Origin of the sequence: Streptosporangium sp. NPDC002524 (genome assembly GCF_040295985.1) — a bacterium.
Lineage (GTDB): Bacteria > Actinomycetota > Actinomycetes > Streptosporangiales > Streptosporangiaceae > Streptosporangium.
Genome location: NZ_JBEOWK010000016.1, coordinates 23,713 through 47,708, shown reverse-complemented (window position 1 = coordinate 47,708; position 23,996 = coordinate 23,713). Strand labels below are relative to the sequence as shown.

Below are 23,996 nucleotides of genomic sequence, written 5' to 3'. Positions count from 1 at the left end.
TTTCTTCACATAACTTGAATTAAGTCAGACAAGAACCGTCCTCGGCTTGCCGAAGTTGTTGGTAACGCCGGTCTCCGTTATGCCCGTGGGCGGGGCGGGCTTCGCCTTTGTCGTTCGTCAGTTCGTCGCGAGACAGAGGAAACACACATGACCAGGGAAAACATGGTCAACTCGGCGCGGACGTGGGTGCGGCTACTCGCCGTGCTCGCTCTCGCGCTCGGCCTCACCACCCTTCCGGCCGGAGGAGGCGCGCGGGCGTCGATCGCCCCGAGTTTCAAGGTGATCGCCTTCTACAACGGGACGTGGGACGCGGCCCACATCAACTTCGTCCAGGAGGCCAACCGTTGGTTCCCGCAGATCGCCGCGCAGAACAACTTCACCTACACCGCGACCAACAACTGGAGCCAGCTGAACGCGAGCAACCTCCAGCAGTACCAGGTGGTGCTCTTCCTGGACGACCTGCCGCAGAACGCCGCCCAGCGGTCGGCGTTCGAGCAGTACATGCGTAACGGCGGGGCGTGGATGGGCTTCCACGTGAGCGCGTTCAACACCAACGCCGCGAGCTGGTCGTGGTACCACAACGAGCTCCTCGGCACCGGCGCGTTCAGGTCCAACACCTGGGGGCCCACCTCGGTGGTCATGCGCACGGAGGGCGGGGCGCACCCCTCCACGGCGCGGCTGCCCGCCACCTTCACCTCGTCGGTCAGCGAGTGGTACAGCTGGACCAACGACCTGAGGAGCAACACGAACATCAGGATCCTCGGGTCCATCGACCCGTCGAGCTTCCCGGTCGGCACGGACCCCAACCAGACCTGGTACAGCGGCTACTACCCGCTCATGTGGACGAACCGCAACTACAAGATGCTGTACGCGAACTTCGGCCACAACGCCATGAACTACAACAACAACACCCCGCTGTCGTCCACGTTCGCCAGCGAGGTGCAGAACCGGTTCGTCATCGACGGCCTGCTGTGGCTGGGCGGCGGGAGCACCCCGCCTCCGGCGGACACCATCTCGCCGACCGCGTGGTACAGCCTCGCCAACCGCGCCAGCGGCAAGTGCGTGGACGCCCGCGCGGCCGCCTCGGCGAACGGCACCGCGATCCAGCAGTACACCTGCAACAACACCCTCGCCCAGCAGTTCCAGGTCCAGCCGACCAGCGGCGGCTTCGCGCGGCTCAACAACCGCACCAACAGCGCGCAGGTCATCGACGTGACCAACGTCTCCAGCGCCGACGGCGCCCTCCTGCAGCTGTGGGCGTACGGCGGCGGCAACAACCAGCAGTGGCAGGCGGTGTCGGAGGGCGGCGGATACTTCCACTTCGTCAGCCGTCTCAGCGGCAAGTGCCTGGGCGTGCCGGGCTCCTCGACGGCCGACAGCGTCCAGCTGGCGCAGAGCACCTGCAACGGCGGCGCCGCCCAGTCGTTCCGGATCGTCCAGCAGCCGTAGCCTCCCCGCGGCCCGCTCGCTCGCGCGGGAGGCGTTCCCCCTCTGATCAGGACGGGTGAGCGCCCGGCGAGCACATGACGGAGGCCCAGGCCGGTGATCCCGGCCTGGGCCTCTGTCGTCGTCCCGGATGTCGGTCGTCCCGGATGTCGGTCGTCCCGGATGTCGCGGGCTTCCGCTTCCGTCAGGAGGCGTAGACCTCGAACTCGGAGAGCTGCGCGGCGGGCCAGCCGGTGTTGGCGGTCACGTTGACCCGCAGGTAGCGCTGGCTGGTGGCGGGGAAGGTGATCGTCACGGTGTTGCCGGTGGCGGGGTTGAAGACGCGGGGAGCGGACGCGGCCAGCGTGGTGAAGGCGGAGCCGTTGGTGCTGCCCTGGATGGAGAGGGTCTGGGTGCGGGTGGCCCAGGCGGCCGCGGGCGGCAGCTTGAGGGTGACCTTGCCGACGCTGGTGGCGGCGCCGAGGTCGACGGTGGCCCACTGCGGGAAGGCGTTGTTGGTGCTCTCCCAGTAGGTGTTGGCATTGCCGTCGACGACGTTGCCGGAGCCGTAGGACTGGGTGTGGCCGCTCTCGGTGGTGTTCTTGCCCCGGGCCAGGTTGCCGGTCGGGGGCGTGACCGTCGGGGTCGGGGTCGGGGTCGGGGTGACGGTGGGGGGCGGCGAGGGGTTGCCGCCACCGCCCGGGTAGATGTAGTTCGGCGGCGGCCAGGTGCCGGTGCAGACCTGGTCAGTGGGGCTCCAGCCGGTGTTTCCGGCGCCCGTGGTGATCGCGAAGGCAGCGCCGGTGCAGTTGTGGATCGCCCTGCCCGCGCCGAGGTGCGCGGCCCTGACGTTGGTGAACGACACGTTCGCGCCCGCCTGCGCCTGGATCATGTACGTGCCGGTGCCGTCGATGTTCACGTTGTTGAAGTTGACGGTCCTGGTGGTGCCCTCGATGAAGTGGATCGCGGCGTACGAGCTGTCCAGGATGTCGGTGTCGGTGACGTTGATGGTGGCGTTGACGCCCTCGTTGAGCCCGCTGAACCAGATGGCGCCGACGCCGAAGTTCCAGTTGAAGTCGGAGTTGCCCGCGCGGATCAGGGTGTTGCGGGCGACGGTGTGGGTCCCGGCGACCGCGGTGCCCTGCCCGGAGTTGACGCCCGGGTAGCGGTTGGCGATGTGGATGCCGCCGCCGTTGGTCACGCTGTCGGCCACCACGTTGTCGGTGATCTGGATGTCCCGGCCGCCGTACGTGACCAGGTGGTTGGCGAGCAGCGTGACGCCGATGGTGTTGAACGTGAATTTGTTGCCGACGTTCTGCACCCGCTCGGCCCACATGGCGAGGGCGTCGTCACCGGTGTTGCGGACGAAGGTGTTCGTCACGGTCGAGTTGGTGACCCCGATGTGGAAGTTCACCCCGTCGGCGGTCTGGTCGAGGATGCGGCTGTTCTTGATGGTGAAGTTGTTCATCGGGCCGTCCATCCAGGCGCCGACCTTGGTGTGCTGCATCCACACGTTGTCCACGGTGGAGTTGCTCATCGCGCCGCCGATGGCGTTGACCTGGTCGTTGTCGACGCGCTCCATGATCTCGCCGATGATGGCGAAGTCCCTGAGGTTGACGTTGACGCTCGGGCCGCCCTCACCGACGTACTTGCCGTAGACGCCGACGGCCTTGTTGCGCTGCGTGGGGTGGCGCCCGCCGAGCACGCTGTACCAGGGACCGGCCCCGCGCAGGGTCACGCCGTCCACGATCACGTGGTCGTAGAGGTTGTACGTCCCCTCGGGGATGTACACCTCCTTGCCCTGGGCCTTTCCGGCGTTGACCGCGGCCTGGAAGGCGGCCGTGTTGTCGACGCCGGTGTTGTTCTTGACGGCGCCGAAGTCGTCGACCGACAGGGACCCGGCCGGGCGGCCGATCGGGGCGCCGACGAGCTCGAAGTCGGCCAGGTCCACGGTGATGGAGTTGGTGACGGCGGTGGTGGAGACCTGGATGCGGACCTTGGTCCCGGCGGGGACCGTCGAGCCGAACATGGTCCGGGCCTCGTCGTAGAAGTGGTGCGGGTTGCTGCCGCCGGGGGTGTTGTTGAACGGGTAGCCGCCGTAGTACCAGCCGTACTTGGACGTGAAGCTCATGTCCTTGAGGTGGGAACCGTTGATGCGGAGGCTGACGGGGGTGGTGAGGCCCGTTCCCGAGGCGTTGTCCGGCACGCTGTAGCGCACGGTGACCGCGTTCGCGGGCTTGGTCAGCGTGAACTCGACGTACTCGCCCACGGTGTCCAGCTTCACGGCCCTGCGTCCCGAGGCCTCGGAGGGGAGGCGGCCGTAGATGCGGTCCGGCCCGATGACCTGGCCGTTCGTGGTGGCGTGGGCCGGGTCCTCGGCCTCGAACTCGGTGAACGGGACGGTCGCCCCGCGGCCGGGGATGTCGAAGATCGAGTCGACCGCCACCGCGGCCGAGGCTCCCGATGTCATCGCGGCGGGGACTGCCAGTGCCCCCGCGGCCAGTGCCAGGGCCGTGGCCATCGGCCAGCCGCGTAACCTGCCGGTTTTCCTCATCGGATGACCCTTCATGGGGGAAGAGCCGGACCTCGTCACGGTCGGGGGCGCGCTGACCGCCGCTTGCCCGGCAGAACTGCCCACACCATAAGATGACTAACAGGTTGCCGCAATGTTTCAACGAAAACATGCAAGGTAACGACTGAGTTACGGCATTTTGTGAGCCGCTGCGGGCCAGGTCGGCGCCGGATGGGCGGCTGTGCCGGGGCGCGAGGGCCTCGGCGGGCTTGACAGTTCCCTTTACCCTGGATGGTCATCCGGGGATGGTTGCAGTCAAGTCGTGTGTTCGAGGGGGCATCAGCAGTCAAGGCCGGGGAGGGGTGGGTGCGCTTCACGCCGGAGGTTCGCGGTCGGTCTCGCCGTGCCGATCGTTGTGTGAGGAGGGGTGTCCGGCCTTGACCGGTGAATTGTGCGCGTAGGGGGCTCGCAATTCGATGCGTCTGTGCGATAAATACGGCGATTTTCTTTCATGAGAATGTCTTTATTTTGCAGCGATCGTGGCCGGTGTATTGCGGACCGGTTTTGGCGGGCCGTTGCTTATGGGAGCTGTTCCCGTGGCCTCGGGGCGTCGTCCTTCCCTCCTGGTGGAGATCTATGAGGATCGGGATCGGGTTCTCCTCCGTGACGGGGTCGGCCGCACGTTGTGGGCCACCTCCGGGAAAGGGTGTCGGTCCTCGGGTGCCCATCCTGAAATACGGCGAAATGCGGCAAAGGATTCAGTGTGCCCAGGATCCGCGCCTCGCGATCCGGTTTCCGGTTTCCGGGGTGGGCCGTTCCCTCCTCCGAGGCCGGACGGAGCGGGCCGGTTCCGGGTACGGCGGCGTTCCGTGCTGTGCTGCTCCGGTGTCGCGGTGTCGCGCCGCATCGGTGTCCGGTGTCCGGTGTCCGGCGTTCCGGTGTGAACGTGTCTCGGGTGAGGGGAAAGATCCTCCAGGTCGTCCACGCTCGTAGGAACAGTGACTCGCAGGAGCGGTGTCGAGGTGGCGAATCCCGGTGCGGCTGCCACAGGGCAGGGGCGTATGGATACGAATATGCGAAGGTAAGGTGATTGTTCGTGACGACGTTTCGGATCAGCGAGGCCGCCGCCCTGCTCGGGGTGAGCCCCGACACGGTCCGCCGGTGGGTGGACGCCGGGCGGCTCGCGGCCCGGCGGGACGAGCACGGCCATCGGATGGTGGAGGGCACCGACCTGGCGGCCTTCGCCCGCGCCCGGATCGAGTCCGAGAACGGTACGGGGCACTCCTCGGCCAGGAACCGCCTTCGCGGGATCGTGACCGAAGTGATCAAGGACGCGGTGATGGCCCAGGTGGAGATCGCCGCGGGACCGTACCGGGTGGTGTCGTTGATGAGCCGCCAGGCCGCCGACGAGATGGGCCTGGAGGTGGGGGTGATGGCGATCGCCGTGATCAAGTCCACCAACGTGGTCGTGGAGATCGCCGACCACGCCCGTACGACGGGCTGACGACACCGTGAGCGGTCCGTCCGACGGCGCGACGGGTGACCCGTCCGGCGGTGTGCCGGACGGCGGCGGGCCGCGCGGCGCCGTGAGCGGTGCGTCCGGCGGTACGAAGGGTGGCCTGTCTGGTGCTGTGCCGGACGGTGGCGGGTCGCGCGGCGCTGTGAGCGGCGCGTCGGGTGGCCTGTCCGGTGTCGTGCCGGGCGGTGGCGGGTCGCGCGGCACCGTGAGCGGTGCGTCGGGCGGGGTGGCGGGTCGCCTGCCCTGGGTGCTGGTGCTGCCCGCCGTGGCGGGCATGCTCTTCCTCACGCTGCCACTGGCCGGGCTGCTGATCCGCGCCCCCTGGTCCACCCTGGCCGAGAGGCTCGGCGAGCCGCAGGTGCTGGAGGCGCTGCGCCTGTCGCTGGTGACCGCGACCGTGGCCACGCTGGTGTGCCTGCTGCTCGGCGTACCGCTGGCGTGGTTGCTGGCCCGTGTCGCCTTCCCCGGCCGCCGCCTGGTGCGGGCGCTGGTCACCGTCCCCCTCGTGCTGCCCCCGGTGGTCGGCGGGGTCGCCCTGCTGCTCGTCCTGGGGAGGCGCGGCCTGGTGGGCCAGTGGCTCGACACCACCTTCGGCGTCACCCTGCCCTTCACCACGGCCGGAGTCGTCGTCGCCGAGACGTTCGTCGCGATGCCGTTCCTGGTCATCAGCGTCGAGGGCGCGCTGCGCGCCGCCGACCTGCGCTTCGAGGAGGCCGCCGCGACGCTGGGCGCCTCCCGCTGGATCATCTTCCGCCGCGTCACCCTGCCGCTCATCGCCCCCGGCATCGTCGCGGGCGCCGTGCTGTGCTGGGCGCGCGCGCTGGGCGAGTTCGGGGCCACCATCACCTTCGCCGGCAACTTCCCCGGCCAGACCCAGACCATGCCGCTGGCCGTGTACCTCGCCCTGGAGACCGAGCCGGAGGCCGCGATCGTGCTCAGCCTCGTCCTGCTCGCCGTCTCGGTGATCATCCTGGCCAGCCTGCGCGACCGGTGGGTGAGCGGCCCGTGACCCTGAACGCCCACCTCGTCGTCACCCGGCCCCGCTTCCACCTGGACATCGAACTGGAGGTCGCCGCGGGCCAGGTCGTCGCCCTCCTCGGCCCCAACGGCGCGGGCAAGACGACGGCGCTGCGCGCGCTGGCCGGGCTCACCGCCCTGTCCGGAGGGTGGATCCTCCTGGACGGCGAGGCGCTGCACACCCTGGCGTCCGAACGTCGCCCGATCGGCATGGTCTTCCAGGACTACCTGCTCTTTCCGCACCTGTCGGCCCTGGACAACGTCGCCTTCGGGCCTCGCTGCCGAGGCGCCTCCAGGGCGGAGGCGCGGCGCGGTGCCGCCGCCTGGCTGGAGCGCGTCGGCCTGGCCGGGTACGTCGCGGCGAAGCCCCGGCAGTTGTCGGGCGGCCAGGCCCAGCGCGTCGCCCTGGCCCGCGCCCTCGCCGTGGGACCCCGCCTGCTGCTGCTGGACGAGCCGCTGGCCGCCCTCGACGCCCACACCCGCCTGGAGATCCGTTCCCAGCTCCGCCGCCACCTGGCCGACTTCGACGGCGCGACCGTCCTGGTCACCCACGATCCGCTGGACGCCATGGTGCTCGCCGACCAGCTGGTCGTCATCGAGAACGGCGCCGTCGTGCAGCGCGGCACCCCCGCCGAGGTCGCCCGGCGCCCGCGCACCGACTACGTCGCCCGCCTGGTCGGCCTCAATCTCTACCGGGGGCTCGCCACGGGACGGCGGGTCACCGTCGGCGAGGTGGGCTTCAGCGTCGCCGAGCACTTGGAAGGTCCCGCGTTCGTCGCCTTCAGGCCCAGCGCGGTCGCGCTCTACCGGACCCGCCCGGACGGCACCCCGCGCAACCTCTGGGAGGCGACGATCGAGGGCATCGAGCGGCACGGCGACAACGTCCGCGTCCACCTGGAAGGGCCGATCACCGCCTCGGCCGATGTCACCCCCGCCGCCGTCGCGGACCTCGACCTCACCTCGGGGCAGCGGATCTGGGCGGCCGTCAAGGCCACCGAGACCCACGCCTACCCGGCGTGAGTTCCCCTGAGCGGCGTTCACCCGGCGTGGGCTTCCGGGACGCGTGTTTGCCCGGCTTGAGGTTTCGGAACGCGCGTTTGTCCGGCGTGAATTCCTGTGACCGGTGTTCGCGTGGCTTGAGCCTTGTGACCCGTGCCCGCCTGGCTTGAAGTCTCGTGACCCGTGCCCGTCCGGCTCGAACCCCGTGACGTCGCTCGCCCGTACGGCCACCGTGATGCCGCAGGTCACCCGCGTGGCGGCCCGGGTCGTCCGGACCCTCGGGGGCACAATGGCGTGAGGGGGGATGATCTATGCACGTCGCTGTACTCGGGATGGGCATGATGGGGCGGGCGATGGCCCGGCGGCTGCTGGCGCGCGGCTTCCCGGTCACGGTGTGGAACCGCACACCGGGCCGGGCGGAGGAGCTGGTCGGCCTCGGCGCCGTCGAGGCGGCCTCGCCGGCCGAGGCCGCGCGAAAGGCCGAAGGGGTGCTGCTGTCACTCGCCGACGACCGGGCGGTTCGCGAGGTGATGTCCCAGCTGACCGGAATCGGTTCCGACGGGCCCGTCGTGGCCGACATGAGCACCGTCGCCCCGGACACGTCCCGTGCGCTGCGGGACATGGCGCCCGGAGGCCGGTTCGTGGCCGCGCCCGTCATCGGCTGGCCGCCGGCCGTCGCCGAGGGACAGGCCTCGGTCCTGGTGGGCGGCGAGCGTGAGGTCGCCGACGTACTGAAGCCGGTGTGGTCGGAGGTGTTCGCCTCCCACTCCTACTGCGGCCGGGATCCCGGCGCGGCGCTCGCCTTCAAGCTGCTGAACAACTACCTGCTGATGGCCGGGATCGCCGCGCTCTCGGAGGCGACCGCCACGGGGCTGGCGGTGGGCCTCGACGAGACGTTGCTGCACGACTTCCTGCTCACCTGGCCCACCGTCGCGCCCGCCCTGCACAACCGGGTCGACGACATCCTGGGCGGCGACCACCGGGGGTGGTTCACGACCAGGCTCGCCGCCAAGGACGTGCGGCTCGCCATCGACCTGGCGGGATCGGCCGGTCTCGACCTGCCGATCGCCCGGCTGGTCGAGCGGCGCTACGAGGAGGCGGCCGAGCGCGGCTGGGGCGACGAGGACATCGGCGCGGTCGTCGAGCTGCTGCGCGAGAAGCCGCGCTAGCGTCGTCCGTCGCGTTGTCCGTCATGGCGTCTGTCGTGGCGTCCGTCGCGTCGTCCGTCGTGGCGTCCGTCACGTCGTCCGTCGTGGCATTCGTCACGTCGTCCGTCGCTGTGCTCGTCATGGCGTTCGTTGCGTCGTCCGTCGCGTTGTCCGTCATGGCGTTCGTCGCCGTGCTCGTGCCGTGCTCGGGCCGCGTTCGTCGCTGTGTCCGGCCCTGGTGTGTTACCGCGCCCGGTACCTCTATATGTGTCCCACCGGGGCTGCCGGCCCCTGCGACGGCAGCCCCGGCGAGTCTTCGGGTGACGAGGTCCGAGGGGAAGCCGGGGATCGGGCGGACGCGTCAGGAGTACGGGGTGGCCGGAGCACGCGCACGCGTCACCGGCCGCCCGTCCCGATCCAGCGCCCGTCCCGGCCCAGGTGGTCAGGACCTCCGCGGTCATGACCCGTTCGGCAGGCCGGTGCGCCCGTACACGACGAGGGCCCAGGTGATGCAGCCGAAGGCGGCCACGCACACCAGCGTGCGGACGAGGTTCCAGCGGACCCACGCCCCCTCGAACCGCTCGCGCACCGCCGCGAGGTCGGTGATGCGGTCGGGGTCCCCGGCCGCGTTGAGCGCGTTGTTGAGCGGCACGTTGATCCCCATCGTGATGACGAGCATCACCACGTACAGGACGAGCGCGGCCACGATCCAGGGCAGTACGGGCCGCCCGTCCGCCTGGAGGTGGAGTATCGCGGCGAGGACGGTCAGCACCAGCGCGCCGCCGAAGCAGGCGGCGAACCAGCCGTTGAGGATCGCCACGTTGATCCGCTGCATCGCGCCGACGAAGGTCCGGTCGTCCGTCCGGGCCAGGCCGGGCATGACGGAGCAGGTGTAGGCGTAGAAGAGACCCGCTACGAGTCCCGTCGTGATGGCCGCCGCGATCAGCGCGACGCCTCGGAACATCAACATCACATTCTCCTGGGCTGTCGGGGAGATCCCGGCGCCGGGATCGGACATGCTCATCGCCGGGTGCTCGGGTGCTCGGGTGCTCGGGTGCTCGGGTGCTCGGGTGCTCGGGTGCTCGGGTGCTCGGGTGCTCGGGTGCTCGGGTGCTCGGGTGCTCGGGTGCTCGGGTGTGCGGGTGCTCGCGACGGAGGTGGAGTAGGGAGCGGGATGCGCGTGTGTACGCGTTTCCCGCTGTCCGCATGCTCCCGCCGTCAGCCCCAGACCCCGGTGGCGGCGGTCTCGCGCGCGTAGTCGCCGAAGTCGCGGGGCTCACGGCCCAGGGCGCGCCGGACCCCGTCGGTCAGGTGGGCGTTGCGGCCGTCCAGCACGGTGGTGAACAGCTCCGCCAGCTGCGTGGCGAACTCGGCCGGTACGCCGTGCTCGACCGCCCCGGTCACGTACTCCTCGGCGGAGACCGGTACGTAGCCGACCTCCCTGCCGGTCGCCTTGGAGATCTCCGCGGCGGCGTCGGCGAACGTCAGCAACCGGGGGCCGGTCAGCTCGTAGAGTTCGCCCCCGTGCCCGTCCTCCGTCAGCGCCGCGACCACGACGTCCGCGATGTCGTCGGCGTCGACGAACGGCTCGGCCACGTCCCTCGCCGGGAGCGCGATCTCGCCGGAGAGGACCGGCTCCAGCAGGTAGTCCTCGCTGAAGTTCTGCGAGAACCAGGCCGTCCGCACGATCGTCCACTCGGCCCCGGACTCCCGGACCGTCCGCTCGCTCACCTCGGCCTCCTCCTCGCCGCGGCCGGACAGAAGGACCAGCCGCCGGACGCCGCTCCCGACCGCCAGCGAGACGAACGAGCGGACCGTCTCCACTGCCCCGGGGAAGGCCAGGTCCGGGTAGTAGACGACGTACACCGACGCCACGTCCCGCAGCGCGTTCGCCCACGTCGCCCGGTCGTCCCAGTCGAACGGCGGTTCCCCCGAACGGGAGCCGACACGCACCGGCAGGCCCCGCGCGGTGAGCCGCTCCACCACGCGGCGGCCGGTCTTGCCCGTGCCGCCGAGGACCAGCGTCGTGTTCCGCTCACTGATGTTTTCTGTCATGGGACCAGTGAACCGGCCAGGGATGAGACGGGCCATGGTCGAGAAGCGCATCTCCATGTTTCAGCGTCTACAGTGAGGTCGTGGACGCGCTCACCGACTTCCTTGACGGTCCGAGGGCCAGGGGAGCGTTCCTGCTCCGCTCCGTCCTTGACCCGCCCTGGTCCCTGCGGATCCAGGACCGGGCGCCGCTCGCCCTGGCGGCCATGGTGCGGGGTGAGGCGTGGGTGGTCCCCGACGACGGCGACCCGGTGCGCATGGGGCCGGGGGACGTCGCGATCATCCTTGGCCCGGACCCCTACACGGTCGCCGACGATCCGGCCACGCCGCCCGATGTGGTGATCCATCCGGGACAGCATTGCACGACCCTCGACGGGCGAAGCCTGGCCCAGGAGATGAACCTGGGCGTCCGCACCTGGGGCAACAATCCCGACGGGTCGACGGTGCTCCTCACCGGCGCCTACCAGATGCGCGGAGAGATCAGCCGCCGTCTGCTGGAGGCGCTGCCCCCGCTGCTGGTCCTCCCGGAGGACGCCTGGGACTGCCCGATCATCCCGCTGCTCGGCGACGAGATCGTCAAGGACGAGCCGGGGCAGGAGGCCGTTCTCGACCGGTTGCTCGACCTGCTGCTCATCGCCGTCCTGCGGGCCTGGTTCTCCCGTCCGGAGGCCGGTGCCCCCGCCTGGTACCGCGCCCACAGCGACCCCGTGGTGGGCAAGGCCCTGCGCATGCTGCACGGCGACCCGGCGCATCCCTGGACGGTGGCCACGCTGGCCGCGAAGACCGGTGTCTCCCGCGCGGCCCTGGCCCGCCGCTTCACCGAGCTGGTGGGCGAGCCGCCCATGACGTTCCTCACCGGCTGGCGGCTGGCGATGGCCGCCGACCTGCTGCGCGAGACCGACGACACCGTCGGCGCGGTGGCCACGCGGGTCGGCTACGGCAGCGCGTTCGCGCTCAGCGCCGCCTTCAAGCGCGAACGCGGCATCAGCCCCCAGGAACACCGCGCCGGGGCGCATCGCTCCCAGTGGCCCCAGCCTCCCCGGAGCGACCACGCCCCCGGCACGCTCACGCCGTAGGTCTCGGCGGGCGTGACGGTACGAGTCCCGGCGCGCCCGGAGACGCGGGCGCGCCGCCGTGCCCCGGAGGCGTGGACGGTCAGAACAGCCAGTCGAGAAGGCCGCCCCGGCCGCCGCCGCCCGAGTCGTCGTTCGACCCGGTGTCCTGCGGCGGCGGTGCCGTCGTCGGCTGCTGGGTCGGGGTGGCGCTCTCCGTGGGAGCCTGGCTCGTCGGCGAGGGCGCGGGCTCGGAGGTGATCCGCGAGCTCGGGCCCGGGTTCGTCTGGGAGGTCTCCTCCTGCTCGGCGTCCTCGGAGGACGTCGTCGGGCGGGTCTCCTTCCGCGGGGTGCTGCGGGTCGGCGACGGACGGCTGGAGGGTTCCCGGGTCCGGGGAGCCTTGCTGGGCGCGGCGGTCGTGGGTTCGTCGGCCGTGGACGGTTCGTCGGACGGTTCCGCCGTCTCCTCCTCGGGCCGGGGTGCCGGCGTCTCCGAGGGCATCTTCGGCAGGTCGGCCACCGAGCACCGCACGCCGGGCGAGCACGTGGTGCCGGTCTTCCCCTCCAGGGAGGAGGAGAGCATCCAGCCGCCCGCGACCCCGGCGATCACGACGCCGCCCACGACCGCGAGCAGGGCCCTGCTCTTGCTCCTGCCCTTGCGGCGGCGCTCCTCGTAGGGATCGGGGTCCTCGCGCCAGCCCGACCCCAGGAAGCCGCGCGAGGGCGTCACGTCGTCCTCGTCGCGGTAGAGGGGACCGTCGGACGTGACGTCGGTGTCCCCTATCTCGCGACGCTCGTTGAGGTAGACCATCTCCCGGGACCCGTCGGCTCGGAGGATCTCCCGGGACCCGTCGACGTGGACGATCACCTGGGACCCGTCGCCCGGCGTGAGCTCCGGAAGGTCGATCTCGCTCCATCCGTCCGACAACACGTCGCCGGCGGGACGTTCGGGTTCGTACTGCGCCGGTCCGAGGGGACCGGTCTGCTCGCGAGGATCTTCCTCGTACGATCCTTGGATATCGTCGCGCCCCACGATGACCCTCTCTGACGTAAACCTTGGTCGGGCATCTTGATAGCAGATTCGACACTGACTTGTCCGAAAAGTTCACATACAGCTGGGAATAATGTGACTTATGGGGTCGCGCTGGGAACCGATGATGGACCGCGCCATTCCCCGCTGAGCGGCGGATATCCGTAGGCGTCTCCAGGCACCCAGAGGTATCCGGAGGCGGGAGGCGGCTCCCGTACCTACAGGGAATCCCGCACCGTGGCGGAGTACGGTCCCGTCACGGGAGGAGCGGTAGGAGCGGGAGGAGTCGCAGAAGGAGCCGCGCAGGACGGAGAGTGCGCGAGGACGCGCCCGGATCGGGTGGAAGACGTGCTTGATCCCGCCACCCGGGGTAGGAAGGGCGCCTGACCTTCTTCTCCGCTGGAAGACGGAGGTCCCCACGCTCAAGGAGGGCCGATGACACCGAATCCGACGGCGGACGCGCTACCGGGCCCTTCCCCCTTCCCGCCCATCGCCGACTACGGGTTCCTGTCCGACTGCGAGGTCACCGCCCTGGTCGCCCCGAGCGGGAACGTCGAGTGGCTCTGCCTGCCGCGCATGGACTCTCCCAGCGTCTTCGCCGCCATCCTCGACCGGGGCGCGGGGGGTTTCCGGATCGGCCCCGCCGACCTGCGGGTGCCCGCCGCGCGGCGCTACCTGCCCGGGACCATGATCCTGGAGACGAGCTGGGGCACCCCCACCGGCTGGATCATCGTGCGCGACCTGCTGCTCATGGGGCCCTGGCACCACCACGAAGAGCTCTCCCGCACACACAGGAGGGCGCCGACCGACTACGACGCCTCCCACGTGCTGCTCCGCACGGTGCGCTGCGTCAGCGGGGAGGTGCAGGTCACGCTCGACTGCGAGCCGATCTTCGATTACGGCCGCAGGCCCGCCCACTGGTCGTACACCGACAGGGGTTACCACCAGGGCGTCGCGACGGCCGAGGGGGAGACGCTGGAGCTGCGGCTCACCACGGACATGCTGCTGGGGTTCGAGGGAGGGCGCGCGACGGCGCGCACCCTCCTCAAGGAGGGCGACACGCGTTTCTGCGCGCTGTCGTGGACCCCGCACGAGCCGCCGTACACCTTCCAGGACGCCTACGAGCGGCTCGTGTGGACCGCACACCACTGGCAGCACTGGCTCGCCAGGGGCGCCTTCCCCGACCATCCCTGGCGGAGATACCTGGAGCGCAGCGCCCTCACCCTCAAGGGCCTGACCTTCGCCCCCACGGGCGCCCTCATCGCGGCGGCGACCACCTCCCTGCCCGAGACCCCGGGCGGCGACCGCAACTGGGACTACCGCTACGCCTGGATCAGGGACTCGACCTTCGCCCTCTGGGGCCTGTACACCCTGGGCTTCGACTGGGAGGCCGACGACTTCTTCTGGTTCATCGCCGACGTGGCGGAGCGGGACGAGGACCTCCAGGTCATGTACGGCATCGACGGCGAGCGCGAGCTGGACGAGCACATCCTCGACCACCTCCACGGGTACGAGGGCGCCAAGCCCGTCAGGGTCGGCAACGCCGCGTACCGCCACCGCCAGAACGACGTCTGGGGCGCCGTCCTCGACTCCTTCTACATCCACACCCGGTCGCGGGACCGCCTGGACGAGCGGATCTGGCCCATCCTGAAGCGGCAGGTCGAGTCCGCCATCAGGAACTGGCGGGAGCCCGACCGCGGCATCTGGGAGGTACGCGGAGAGCCCCGGCACTTCACCTCCTCGAAGGTCATGTGCTGGGTGGCGACCGACAGGGGCGCCAGGCTCGCCCGGCTCAGGGAGGAGCCGGAGCTGGCCGCGCGCTGGCAGGCGGTCGCCGACGAGATCCACGCCGACGTGTGCGCCCACGGCGTCAGCGAGAACGGGATCTTCAGGCAGCACTACGACACCGACGTCCTCGACGCGTCGCTCCTGCTCATCCCGCTGGTGCGCTTCCTGCCGCCCGACGACCCCAGGGTCCGCGCCACCGTGCTGGCCATCGCCGACGATCTCACCGCCGACGACCTGGTCCTGCGCTACGAGACGAAGAACACCGACGACGGCCTGAGCGGGGAGGAGGGCACCTTCGCGATCTGCTCGTTCTGGCTCGTCTCGGCGATGACGGAGATCGGGGAGCACACCCGCGCCCGCAGGCTCTGCGAGAGGGTCCTCTCCTTCGCCAGCGCCCTTGGGCTCTACGCCGAGGAGATCGACCCGGTGACCGGGCGCCACCTCGGCAACTTCCCACAGGCGTTCACCCACCTGGCGCTCATCAACGCGGTCATCCACATCATCCGCGCCGAGAGCGGGCAGGCCTCCCCGACCAGGTGGCCGTCGTGACCTCGCGGTCCCTCTTCCGTGCCGCCGCGTTTCTCGTCCAGCGCTCCGCGCGCGCCGGCGTGCGGGACCACCCGGATGCCTGGCTAGGCTTCCTGGTATGAACCGTCGGGTGATTGCCATCGTGGTGCTCGTCGGCCTGCTCGCGACGAGTGGTCTGTCCGTGGTGCTGGCCTGGGGGCTGAGCGGCTGACCGCCGCCTGGATGTCCCGCGTGATGTCGCGGTGAGCCCCGTGGCCGGTCCTGTGAACGCGCCGGGATCCGTGAGCGCGCCGGGATCCGTGAGCGCGTCGGGATCCGTGAGCGCGTCGGGATCCGGGAATGCGCCGGATGCGAAAGTGCGCCGGGATTCGGGAATGCGCCGGGATGCGAGAGTGCGGCGGGATCCGGAGGGGCGCCTGATCGGTGAGTGCGCCGGGGTCCGGAAGGGCGGCTGATCGGTGAGCGCGTCCGGAGCGGTCCGGAAAATTGGATGATCGAAGAGGTGTGTCCGGATCCAGAGGGTGGACGACCGGAGAGGCGTCCGGATCCGTGACAGCCGCTGATCGGCGAATATGACCAGATCAGTCAGGGGGGACGACCCACGGAGGCCCGGAGGCGGCGCGGGGTCGTCGAGGAGCCGAGCCGTCGCGTACGCCCCCCGACGTCGCGACCGCTCCCCGAGATGCCGCTAGGCGACCACCATCGAGTTCTGGCCCGCGGGCGCGCCCTGCTGCTGGGAGTGGGTGGGCTGCCGGTGCGAGACGGGCTGCTCCATGACGGGCTGAGGGTGCTGGGGGTGCTGCTGCCGCTGGACGACCTGCTCCACGGGGGCCTGCTCCGCGGGGCAGGTGCAGTAACCGTTGGTGAGGATCAGGCGCCCGCGCTGCGCCGTGTAGGTGCGGGAATCCGTGGCGAGGAGAACGCCCGAGCATTTCTGGCAGACAACGGATTGGCGATCCATGGTCGGCTTCCTTCCTTGAGGGTAGCCGTCGAACGTCTCTCGGTCCGCCGGCTGGCTGCTAGTGCCCCGACGGGAAGACTTGAATCTCCCCAGCGGAGTTTCCATCTTACTTCGTAGCGCATTGTGATCTTTGAGCCACGCGAGGTGACAGATGTGAACCTTGGTGGTGCTGCTTCACAACGGTCTCATGTGAAGCGACCCGGCGGGTGGCGAATGTCCCTCTCTCGCCCCCGCCGATCCTCGTTCCGGCGATCTCCGCGACCTCCGGACCCCCGGTGCGGGCGGGGGCCGCTACGTGCTCAGGACTTTTTTCCTTTTCTCCGTGATCACGGACCGGAACAGCAGCGCGTTGGCCGCCACCGCGATGCAGACCACACCGAGCAGGAAGCCCCAGCTCACGTCGCTCAGGTGGTGCATGCCGCGATACATGCGCGAGAAGGCGATGCCCAGGGGGATACCGAGGCCGATCACCCACCACAGCACGTTCAGGATCTTGAAGCGGTGGGTGTGGATGGTGAGCACCAGAGCGACGCCGCAGTAGAAGGCGACCGCGGCGCTGGTGTGCCCCGAGGGGAAGCTGGAGGTGGGCGGAGCGGGGTCGAGGTGCTCGACGGCGGGCCGCTTGCGCTCGGCGAAGACGGTCGCCAGCAGGAAGATCGCCGACTGCGAGAAGACCGCCAGCGCGAGGAAGATCGACTCGTTCCAGCGCTTGAAGACGAGCCGGAAGACGATGACCAGCAGCGCGGTGGCGGTGATGATCACCGGCGTGTCGGACAGGCCCGACACCACGTCGGTGATCGAACTCCAGTAGGCCGTACGGTCCCCGGCCAGCTGCTCGTTGACCCCCTCGTCGTTCGCGATGAGGGTCGTCGTCTGCAGGACCTTAGTGATGAGCAGCCCGACGCCGATCGTCAGTACGGCCATGATGGCCAGTGGCGCCAGGATGAGGCGCGTCACGCCTTTGAAATCCACCGACATTTTCGACATGGCGCGCCAGCTACCCCGAATGACCTTCTCGGAACGCCTCGGGTTCGACGCCTTCCATGTGCGGTCCGGAGGGCGTGCGCCCCTCTCCCCGGCGCCACGTCTCGAACCCCGCCGCCGCGCCGACCACGAACGCCACGCCCAGCGCGACCCCCGCGATCACGTCGCTGGTCCAGTGGACGCCGAGCGCCACCCGGCTGTACGCGACGAACACCGTGATGGCCGCCGCGACGACCCAGAGGGTGATCCGCGCGGCCATGGTCCGCAGGAGGGGCAGCAGGATGAGCACGAGGATGCACGCGCCCAGCGCCGCTCCCATCGCGTGCCCGGAGGGGAAGGACGCGCCGGGCGCCCAGGCCACGGGATTCGGCAGGGCGGGCCTGGCGCGGTCGACGATCCCCTTGACGGCGAGGTTCAGCAGGCCGCCGAAGGTGATCGTGGCGATCGCCCAGACCGCCAGGCGCGGCGCGCCCCGGTACCAGAGCCAGGCGGCGGTCAGCACCACCAGCACACGCCACGGCCAGGGACCGAACACCTCGGTCGCCACCCTGAGGAAGGCGGTGTAGCCGGGGTTCTCCAGCGCGTGGGCGTGCAGGCTCAGGGCGATGCCCTCGTCGAGGGCCGTGAGCCGGGAGGAAGAGGTCCTCACCAGCACGAGCAGGATGACGAACGGCACCGTGAAGATCGCCACTGCCGCCATCGCCATCGTCAGGCGTACACCCAACCGCAGGTCAGCGGCATGATCGTCGGAGTTTCCGTGAGGTGGGGGTTTACCCTCGACAAATCTGACCATCGTTCATGGCTACCCGATCCCTCGCGAATATTCCCCGCACGATACGTGGGGGACCGGCGCGGCGGGGCCCCGAACGCGCGAAATCCAGGGGTCCGGAGGCCACGAACCCCCGGAATCCCGGGCCGCGCGTCGCGTCCTCTCGGGCCGCGCGTCGCGCCCTCCGGACCGCGCGTCGCGTCCTCTCGGACCGCGCGTCGCGTCCTTCCGGGCCGCGCGCCACGTTCTCTCGGGCCGCGCACCGCATCCGCTCAGGCCGCGCGCCGAGGTCCTTTCGAAGATGCGTACCGGGTCTCCAGGAGCGCCCGAAGGCGCGTACAGGGTCTCCCGGACCGCGCGCCGGGGTTCTTACCGGGGGCGCGGGGCCATCTCAGGCCGCGTGGCGGGGTTCGCGGCGGGTCGTCCAGCGCAGGACGTCGCAGTGCCGCCGCTCGGCCTCGGCGAGCGCCGCGTCGTCCGTGTAGGCGTCGAGGACGGCCCGCAGCCACGGCATCTGCTCGGTGACGTCGTCCCACGCCTGGGAGGGGTCGTCGAGGCCCAGCTCGATCAGCGCGTCCAGGTGCGCGGCGTAGGCCGTCCACCACTGGCGGCTCAGCTCTGCGAGGAACCCGCCCAGCCCGCCGAACTCCCGCTGGATCTCCTCGTCCCACCAGGTGGGGACGGTGACGTCACCCGTGTCGGCGAGGTCGCGGAGCACGAGATTCGCCAGGGTACGGCGGCGCCGGGCGATGGCCGAACGTGACAGGATGCTCATAACGCCCACCCTGCCAATCCTCGTTTGCCGAATGCTTAACGATGTATTGACGGTGATGTCCGGCCCTGGCCGTGTGGCCGAGAGGTGAACCGCTTGGCCGGAGTCGCCGGGCAGCACTAGGCTCTGCTCCGCAGATCATTCCGCCTTGTGTCCGCGGAGCTACCTCGACATGGAGGAAGCCCGCCCATGACCCAGGTTCTTGAATTCTCCCGGCTCGTCGACCGTACCCTGAGCGCCCTCGCCGACGTCCTCGGCTCCGACGGGGCGGCACTCATGCTGATAGACGACCACGACCGGCTGCGCGCGGTCGGAGGGTCCGACGACCAGGGCCGGCGGCTGGAGCTGATCCAGGAGCAGATCGGGGCCGGACCGGCCATCGAGGCCCTGACCCGGGGCGCGGACGTCGCCGTCGACGACCTGAGGGCGGCCAGGCCCTTCGGGTTCCCCGGGGTGGCCGCGCGGGTCTCGGACGTCCGGGCGGTGCTCTCCGTGCCCCTGCGGGCGGAGGAGCGGTTGATCGGCACCCTGAATTTCTACGACCGGACGAGCCATGAATGGCAGCCCGCGAAAGTCCGGACGGGAGAACGCCTCGGCGAGCTCATGGTGATGGTCCTCCAGGCCATGGCCCATAGAACTCCTTTCCCGGGGAAGCCGTAGTGTGCACGTCAAGTAACCAGGTCGACGCTGAAAGGCGCCACACGTATGACTCACATTGATCCGGAAGCGCTGGTCGCGAGCCTGAGAAGGCTTCAGACGACCTCGTCCACCACAGGCATAGTTCATCAGTTGGAGCGTGCCGTGGATGTGGTGAACTCGCTGTTCGGATATGCGGGTGCGGGGCTGATGTTTGCCGAAGAAGGTAAAGATCTCCGCTATTTGGTCGCCACCGATGAACGGGGGCGCAGCCTTGAGGGCGCACAACTCCATCTGGGTCAGGGGCCGTGTGTTTCCGCGTACGAGGAGAATTCCGCGGTGACCTCAAGCGACGTGCACGTCGACCCGCGCTGGCCGAAGCTCGCCGACCGGCTGCACCCGGAGGTGCGGGCGGTGGCCGGGGTGCCGGTGCGTCTTGGAGGCGAGCCCGTGGGCACGCTGAACGTCTACCAGGCCGATTTTTACGATTGGGACGAGTCGGACGTCCAGGCGCTCTACGGCTACGCGGACGTGATCGAGCAGCTTCTCACCGCCGCGATGGCCGCCGAGGAGAAGAGCGCCCTGGCCGACCAGCTCCAGTACGCCCTCGACTACCGCGTGGTCATCGAGCGGGCGATCGGCTACCTGATGGGCAAGCACGACCTGACCGCCACCCAGGCCTTCACCGGCCTGCGCAAGCAGGCCCGCGACACCCGGCGCCGCGTCGCCGACCTGGCGGCCGAGGTGCTCGGTGAGGGGGCGGGCGAAATACGGTGATCCTGCTCACGTCGCCCGAGCCCGCCGAGGACAGGGCCGAGGTCGCCGTTCGCGGTGATCTCGACGCCGTCGAGGGCGCCGAACTGCGGCGCCTTCTCGGCGGTCTCACCGTGGCGACGGTCGAGCTCGACCTGGCCCGGGTGGGCTTCATCGACTGCGCGGGCGCGCGGACCCTGCTCAGGGCCGACGAGCACCTGCGCGGCCTCGGCCAGGAGCTGATCATCGTGCGGCCCTCGGGCCCGGTGCTCCGGTTGCTGCGGCTGCTGGGCTTCGACCGTCATCTCCTGATCAGGCACCCCGGAGACGCGGTCGGCGCGAGCCGCACCCCACCGGGGCACTAACCTGATCGGTGATGTATCGATTCGTCTTCTCGCAGGTCCTCCGCCGCCTCGACCCCGAGGACGCGCACCACATGGCGGTGCGCGCTCTCCGCGTCCTCTCGGTGACCCCCGTGGTCAGGCGGCTGGTCCACCGCCGCCTCGCGCCACGCGACCCCGCGCTGCGGGTGCAGGCCTTCGGCGTGCACTTCCCCGGCCCGTTCGGGCTGGCGGCCGGTTTCGACAAGGACGCCGGCTGTGTCGAGGCCGTGTCCGCGCTCGGCTTCGGCCACGTCGAGGTCGGCACGATCACCGCGCACGCCCAGCCGGGCAACGCCAGGCCCCGGATGTTCCGCCTCGTGGGGAACCGGGCGATCATCAACCGGATGGGCTTCAACAACGCGGGCGCGTCCGCCGCGGCCCGCTCGCTGGCCAGGCCCCGGGGCGTCCCCGCGATCGTCGGCGTCAACATCGGCAAGACGAAGGTCGTGCCCGAGTCGGGGGCCGTCGCCGACTACGTGGCCAGCGCCAGGGAGCTCGCCCCCCTGGCCGACTACCTGGTCGTCAACGTCAGCTCGCCCAACACCCCGGGCCTGCGCGACCTCCAGGCCGTGGAGCTGCTGGGCCCGCTGCTGCGCGCGGTGAAGGAGGTCGCCGATGCCACGCCCAAGCGCACCCCGCTGCTGGTCAAGATCGCCCCCGACCTGGCGGACACAGACGTGGACGCGGTCGCCGACCTGGCCCTGGACCTCGGGCTCGACGGCGTCATCGCCACCAACACCACGATCGGCAGGCAGGCGCTGGCCGCGGCGGAGCCCGCGGGCCGCGACCACAGCCGCGAGAGCGGCGGTCTGTCGGGGCGCCCGCTGAAGGCCCGGTCCCTGGAGGTCCTGCGCAGGCTCCGCGCCCGGGTGGGCGACCGCCTGGTGCTCGTCTCCGTCGGCGGCGTCGAGGACGTGGACGACGTCTGGGAGCGCCTGCTCGCCGGGGCCACACTCGTCCAGGGTTACAGCGCGCTGGTCTACGAGGGGCCCCTCTGGGCGTACCGCGTGAACCGCGACCTCTCCCGCCGCCTCCGCCGTCACGGCGTGACCGACCTCCGCCAGATCATCGGCCGCACCGCGAGCCGGAACACCACGGCCTGATCCGGCCGAGCCTCGACGCGGCCTGACCCGCCGCGGCCTGACACGGCCTGACCCGCCGCGGTACGGCGCGATCCGAAGCGACCGCGGTGAAGCGACGGCGGTGAAGCGACCGCGGTACGGCGCGGCCCGACCCGGCCGCGGGTCGAACCGCGAACCGCGACCCGCGACCCGCGACCCGCGACCTGATCAGGCCGTGATCACGAGCTGATCATGAGCTGATCACGGCCTGACCCGCCCGCGCGGCGATCCGGCCCCGGTTCGACCAGGCCCTCGGCCTGATCCCGGCCTGGCCGAGTCCCGCCCGCTCCAGTCCGATTCGGTCGCGACGCGGCCGGAATCGTCGCGGTACGAACCTTTGTGGCGGGTCCCGATTCGTCACCCCATCGGGCCGGAAGGCGGCCGACGGTATACCCTGGGTGGGTAACCTCAGGACATGGGAGGCACGATGAGCACGACCACATACACCGTCACCGGTATGACCTGCGGCCACTGCGTGAGTTCGGTCAAGGAGGAGGTCGGCGAGGTCACGGGTGTCACCGGTGTCGACGTCGACCTGGAGACCGGCAGGGTCGACGTCTCGGGAGACTCCTTCGACGACGCGGCCGTCCGCGCCGCCGTCAAGGAAGCGGGCTACGAGGTTCTCGTCTGACGGGGAGGCGACGCGGGACACCGCTCCTTCCCCGTACCTCCGTCATCCGCGTCGGCCCGGCCCCCCAAAGGGCCGGGCCACCACCACCGCCATCACGGGGCCGGGAGACCGGCCCAGCCCTTCAAGAAGCCGGGAAAACCCCTTCGGGGCCGGGAGACCGCTCTGTCCCGGCCACCGAAGGGTCACATGCTGGGACGGGTCGAGTCGGCCACGTGGGTCAGCTCCTCCAGGTGCTTCATGACCTCGTCCACCTTGACGGCCCCCGGGCGGTGGCGCCGGTGGCCGGCCCCGCCCAGCTGCCAGGGGCGCGGGCCGGTCAGCGGCCGGTACTCGACCCCGAGCGCGTCGAGGCGGCCCAGGTGCGTCTCCAGCCGGGCGCCGAACCCGTCCCCGGCCGAGCCCGACCAGGCGACCTCGGCCAGCGCGCATCCCCGGGGCCAGGCGCGGTAGTCCACCGCGCGCCCGTCGGGCAGCCGCTCGCTCCACAGCTGGAACTGCGCCCCGAGCACGTGCTCCCGCTCCCCATCCGTCCACGCCTCCGGCGCCGGGACGAAGGCCGCGACGTCCGAGACGGTGATCGCGTCGCCGATCGCCACCGGCTCCTCCTCGGAGGAGGCCTCGGCGTAGTCGAAGTACAGCGGGAAGACCGGGGTCTGCACCACGTCGTGCCCGGCGGCGGCGGCGCGCCTGGCCACCCCCTGCCCGCGCCAGGGCATCACGATCGTGTCGGGCCTGAGCATGCCGCTGACGAACGCCTCGTCCCACACCACCGCCCTGCTGCCGCGTTCGGCCAGCGCGTCGGCCAGCCTGCGCAGGAACCAGGCGTGCAGGTCGCTCACGCTCTCCAGCCCCAGCTCCGCCTGGAACGCGACGATCTCGGGGGAGGCGGCCCAGTCGTCGAGCACGCACTCGTCCCCGCCGATGTGGACGTACGGGGTCTCGCCCAGCGCCCCGGTGATCTCCTCGATCACGCCGGTCAGGAAGCCGACCGTCTCCGGCAGCGGGGACAGGATCGCGGGGGAGATGCCCCAGCGGTCCAGCACGGTGAAGGGCTCGGGCCGGCGGCCCCCGGTGGCGCGGGCGTCGAACTCGGGGTAGGCGGCGAGGATCGCCGAGGCGTGCCCCGGTACGTCGATCTCAGGCACGACCGTCACGGCACGGGCCCGCGCGTAGGCGCCGATCTCGGCGAGGTCCTCCAGCGTGTAGTAGCCGCCGTGCGGCACGCCGTCGAAGGCCGGCTCCTCCCGGTAGTAGCTGGTGATCGTACGCGGGCGGTGCGCGCCCACCTCGTGCAGCCGGGGGTGCCGGAGGCTCTCGACCCGCCACCCCTGGTCGTCCACCAGGTGCAGGTGGAGGCGGTTCAGCTTGTGGGCCGCCATGACGTCGACCATCCTGAACACCTCGCGCTTGGGCATGAAGTGCCGCGCCACGTCCAGGTGCACCCCGCGCCAGGAGAACCGGGGCGCGTCCCGCACCCGGCCGAGGGGGACGCTCCAGCCCGTCCCCGTGCCCGCCACCGCGCGGAACGCCGCGACGGGCAGCAGCTGCCGCAGCGTCTGGCCCGCGTAGAAGGCCCCGGCCCGGTCTCCGGCCGCGATCCGTACGCCCCCGTCCGTCACGTCCAGGAGGTACGCCTCGGCGCCGAGCGAGGCGTCGGGCTCCACCGTGATCGTCCCCGCCTCGCCGGGGCGCGGGTCGAGCACGGCGAGCGCCAGGCGCACGGCGTCCACCAGTTCGGCGGGGCCGGAGACGACGACTCCGTGGGGAAGGCCGAGGGAACCGCTGGCAGGGGCGAGAGCGGAGGGAAGCGGCAGGAGGTCCATGGCTTAAATCATGCCAAATCACCAGAGAAATCCGCCCTTTACCCTGGCGACCCCGGACATGAGGCCAAGAACCGCCCAAGTACCGCGCGGGAG

21 protein-coding genes are annotated in these 23,996 nt (G+C 70.6%); 12 read left to right on the top strand and 9 right to left on the bottom strand.

Annotated features, from left to right (window positions below; all coding sequences use genetic code 11):
* Window positions 1-147 precede the first annotated feature (147 nt).
* Complete coding sequence (locus ABT053_RS26400) at window positions 148-1,449, top strand: ThuA domain-containing protein (protein ID WP_350972240.1); 1,302 nt, start codon at window positions 148-150, stop codon at window positions 1,447-1,449.
* 181 nt (window positions 1,450-1,630) lie between these two features.
* Here the strand turns inward: ABT053_RS26400 and ABT053_RS26395 are convergent, their stop codons facing one another.
* Window positions 1,631-3,979, bottom strand: coding sequence for a galactose-binding domain-containing protein (locus ABT053_RS26395; protein WP_350972238.1), 2,349 nt, complete (start codon window positions 3,977-3,979; stop codon window positions 1,631-1,633).
* Window positions 3,980-5,033: 1,054 nt separating this feature from the next.
* Here ABT053_RS26395 and ABT053_RS26390 point away from each other — a divergent pair.
* From ABT053_RS26390 to ABT053_RS26375, 4 genes are all read left to right on the top strand, one after another.
* Entirely contained in the window at window positions 5,034-5,441 is a 408-nt protein-coding gene (locus tag ABT053_RS26390; RefSeq protein ID WP_350972237.1) for a TOBE domain-containing protein, read from the top strand.
* A gap of 289 nt (window positions 5,442-5,730) precedes the next feature.
* Window positions 5,731-6,465 carry an ABC transporter permease gene (locus tag ABT053_RS26385; protein ID WP_350972571.1) on the top strand — a complete coding sequence of 245 codons (735 nt, stop codon included), beginning with the start codon at window positions 5,731-5,733 and terminating at the stop codon, window positions 6,463-6,465.
* On the top strand, window positions 6,462-7,493 hold the full coding sequence (locus ABT053_RS26380) for an ABC transporter ATP-binding protein (protein WP_350972235.1): 1,032 nt from the start codon (window positions 6,462-6,464) through the stop codon (window positions 7,491-7,493). The genes ABT053_RS26385 and ABT053_RS26380 overlap by 4 nt, the downstream gene beginning before the upstream one ends.
* Window positions 7,494-7,783: 290 nt before the next feature.
* Window positions 7,784-8,641 (top strand): NAD(P)-dependent oxidoreductase, encoded by an 858-nt coding sequence (locus tag ABT053_RS26375; RefSeq protein WP_350972233.1) that lies wholly within the window; start codon window positions 7,784-7,786, stop codon window positions 8,639-8,641.
* Window positions 8,642-9,077: 436 nt separating this feature from the next.
* Here ABT053_RS26375 and ABT053_RS26370 read toward each other — a convergent pair whose 3' ends face one another.
* Entirely contained in the window at window positions 9,078-9,590 is a 513-nt protein-coding gene (locus ABT053_RS26370; protein ID WP_350972231.1) for an anthrone oxygenase family protein, read from the bottom strand.
* Window positions 9,591-9,838: 248 nt separating this feature from the next.
* Window positions 9,839-10,675, bottom strand: a complete 837-nt coding sequence (locus ABT053_RS26365; protein ID WP_350972229.1) for an NmrA family NAD(P)-binding protein — start codon at window positions 10,673-10,675, stop codon at window positions 9,839-9,841.
* Between the two features lie 80 nt (window positions 10,676-10,755).
* On the opposite strand from ABT053_RS26365, the gene ABT053_RS26360 reads away from it, so the two are divergent.
* On the top strand, window positions 10,756-11,748 hold the full coding sequence (locus ABT053_RS26360) for an AraC family transcriptional regulator (protein WP_350972228.1): 993 nt from the start codon (window positions 10,756-10,758) through the stop codon (window positions 11,746-11,748).
* A 79-nt stretch (window positions 11,749-11,827) separates the two neighbouring features.
* Here ABT053_RS26360 and ABT053_RS26355 read toward each other — a convergent pair whose 3' ends face one another.
* Window positions 11,828-12,655 carry a hypothetical protein gene (locus ABT053_RS26355; protein WP_350972227.1) on the bottom strand — a complete coding sequence of 276 codons (828 nt, stop codon included), beginning with the start codon at window positions 12,653-12,655 and terminating at the stop codon, window positions 11,828-11,830.
* Between the two features lie 534 nt (window positions 12,656-13,189).
* Between ABT053_RS26355 and ABT053_RS26350 the strand changes: the two genes are divergently transcribed.
* A complete protein-coding gene (locus ABT053_RS26350) occupies window positions 13,190-15,091 on the top strand; it encodes a glycoside hydrolase family 15 protein (RefSeq protein ID WP_350972225.1) in 1,902 nt (633 codons plus the stop codon).
* A gap of 667 nt (window positions 15,092-15,758) precedes the next feature.
* On the opposite strand, the gene ABT053_RS26345 is transcribed toward ABT053_RS26350, so the two are convergent.
* The 4 genes from ABT053_RS26345 to ABT053_RS26330 form a co-directional block, all read right to left on the bottom strand.
* Window positions 15,759-16,031: a hypothetical protein gene (locus tag ABT053_RS26345; protein ID WP_350972223.1), complete on the bottom strand. Its 273-nt coding sequence runs from the start codon at window positions 16,029-16,031 to the stop codon at window positions 15,759-15,761.
* A gap of 291 nt (window positions 16,032-16,322) precedes the next feature.
* The gene (locus ABT053_RS26340; protein ID WP_350972221.1) at window positions 16,323-16,988 is read right to left on the bottom strand and encodes a phosphatase PAP2 family protein; all 666 of its coding nucleotides are present in this window, start codon (window positions 16,986-16,988) and stop codon (window positions 16,323-16,325) included.
* 40 nt (window positions 16,989-17,028) lie between these two features.
* On the bottom strand, window positions 17,029-17,721 hold the full coding sequence (locus ABT053_RS26335; RefSeq protein WP_350972220.1) for a phosphatase PAP2 family protein: 693 nt from the start codon (window positions 17,719-17,721) through the stop codon (window positions 17,029-17,031).
* Window positions 17,722-18,175: 454 nt separating this feature from the next.
* The gene (locus tag ABT053_RS26330; protein ID WP_350972218.1) at window positions 18,176-18,559 is read right to left on the bottom strand and encodes a hypothetical protein; all 384 of its coding nucleotides are present in this window, start codon (window positions 18,557-18,559) and stop codon (window positions 18,176-18,178) included.
* A 186-nt stretch (window positions 18,560-18,745) separates the two neighbouring features.
* Here ABT053_RS26330 and ABT053_RS26325 point away from each other — a divergent pair, with 186 nt between their 5' ends.
* The 5 genes from ABT053_RS26325 to ABT053_RS26305 all read left to right on the top strand — a co-directional run bounded on the left by ABT053_RS26325 (window position 18,746) and on the right by ABT053_RS26305 (window position 22,080).
* Window positions 18,746-19,216, top strand: a complete 471-nt coding sequence (locus ABT053_RS26325) for a GAF domain-containing protein (protein ID WP_350972217.1) — start codon at window positions 18,746-18,748, stop codon at window positions 19,214-19,216.
* 45 nt (window positions 19,217-19,261) lie between these two features.
* On the top strand, window positions 19,262-19,969 hold the full coding sequence (locus ABT053_RS26320) for a GAF and ANTAR domain-containing protein (protein WP_350972216.1): 708 nt from the start codon (window positions 19,262-19,264) through the stop codon (window positions 19,967-19,969).
* Window positions 19,966-20,310 (top strand): STAS domain-containing protein, encoded by a 345-nt coding sequence (locus ABT053_RS26315; protein WP_350972214.1) that lies wholly within the window; start codon window positions 19,966-19,968, stop codon window positions 20,308-20,310. The genes ABT053_RS26320 and ABT053_RS26315 overlap by 4 nt, the downstream gene beginning before the upstream one ends.
* Window positions 20,311-20,321: 11 nt before the next feature.
* Complete coding sequence (locus tag ABT053_RS26310) at window positions 20,322-21,431, top strand: quinone-dependent dihydroorotate dehydrogenase (protein WP_350972213.1); 1,110 nt, start codon at window positions 20,322-20,324, stop codon at window positions 21,429-21,431.
* 445 nt (window positions 21,432-21,876) lie between these two features.
* Window positions 21,877-22,080, top strand: coding sequence for a heavy-metal-associated domain-containing protein (locus tag ABT053_RS26305; RefSeq protein WP_350972211.1), 204 nt, complete (start codon window positions 21,877-21,879; stop codon window positions 22,078-22,080).
* A 182-nt stretch (window positions 22,081-22,262) separates the two neighbouring features.
* Here the strand turns inward: ABT053_RS26305 and ABT053_RS26300 are convergent, their stop codons facing one another.
* Window positions 22,263-23,903 (bottom strand): beta-N-acetylhexosaminidase, encoded by a 1,641-nt coding sequence (locus ABT053_RS26300; RefSeq protein WP_350972209.1) that lies wholly within the window; start codon window positions 23,901-23,903, stop codon window positions 22,263-22,265.
* Between the last annotated feature and the right edge of the window lie 93 nt (window positions 23,904-23,996).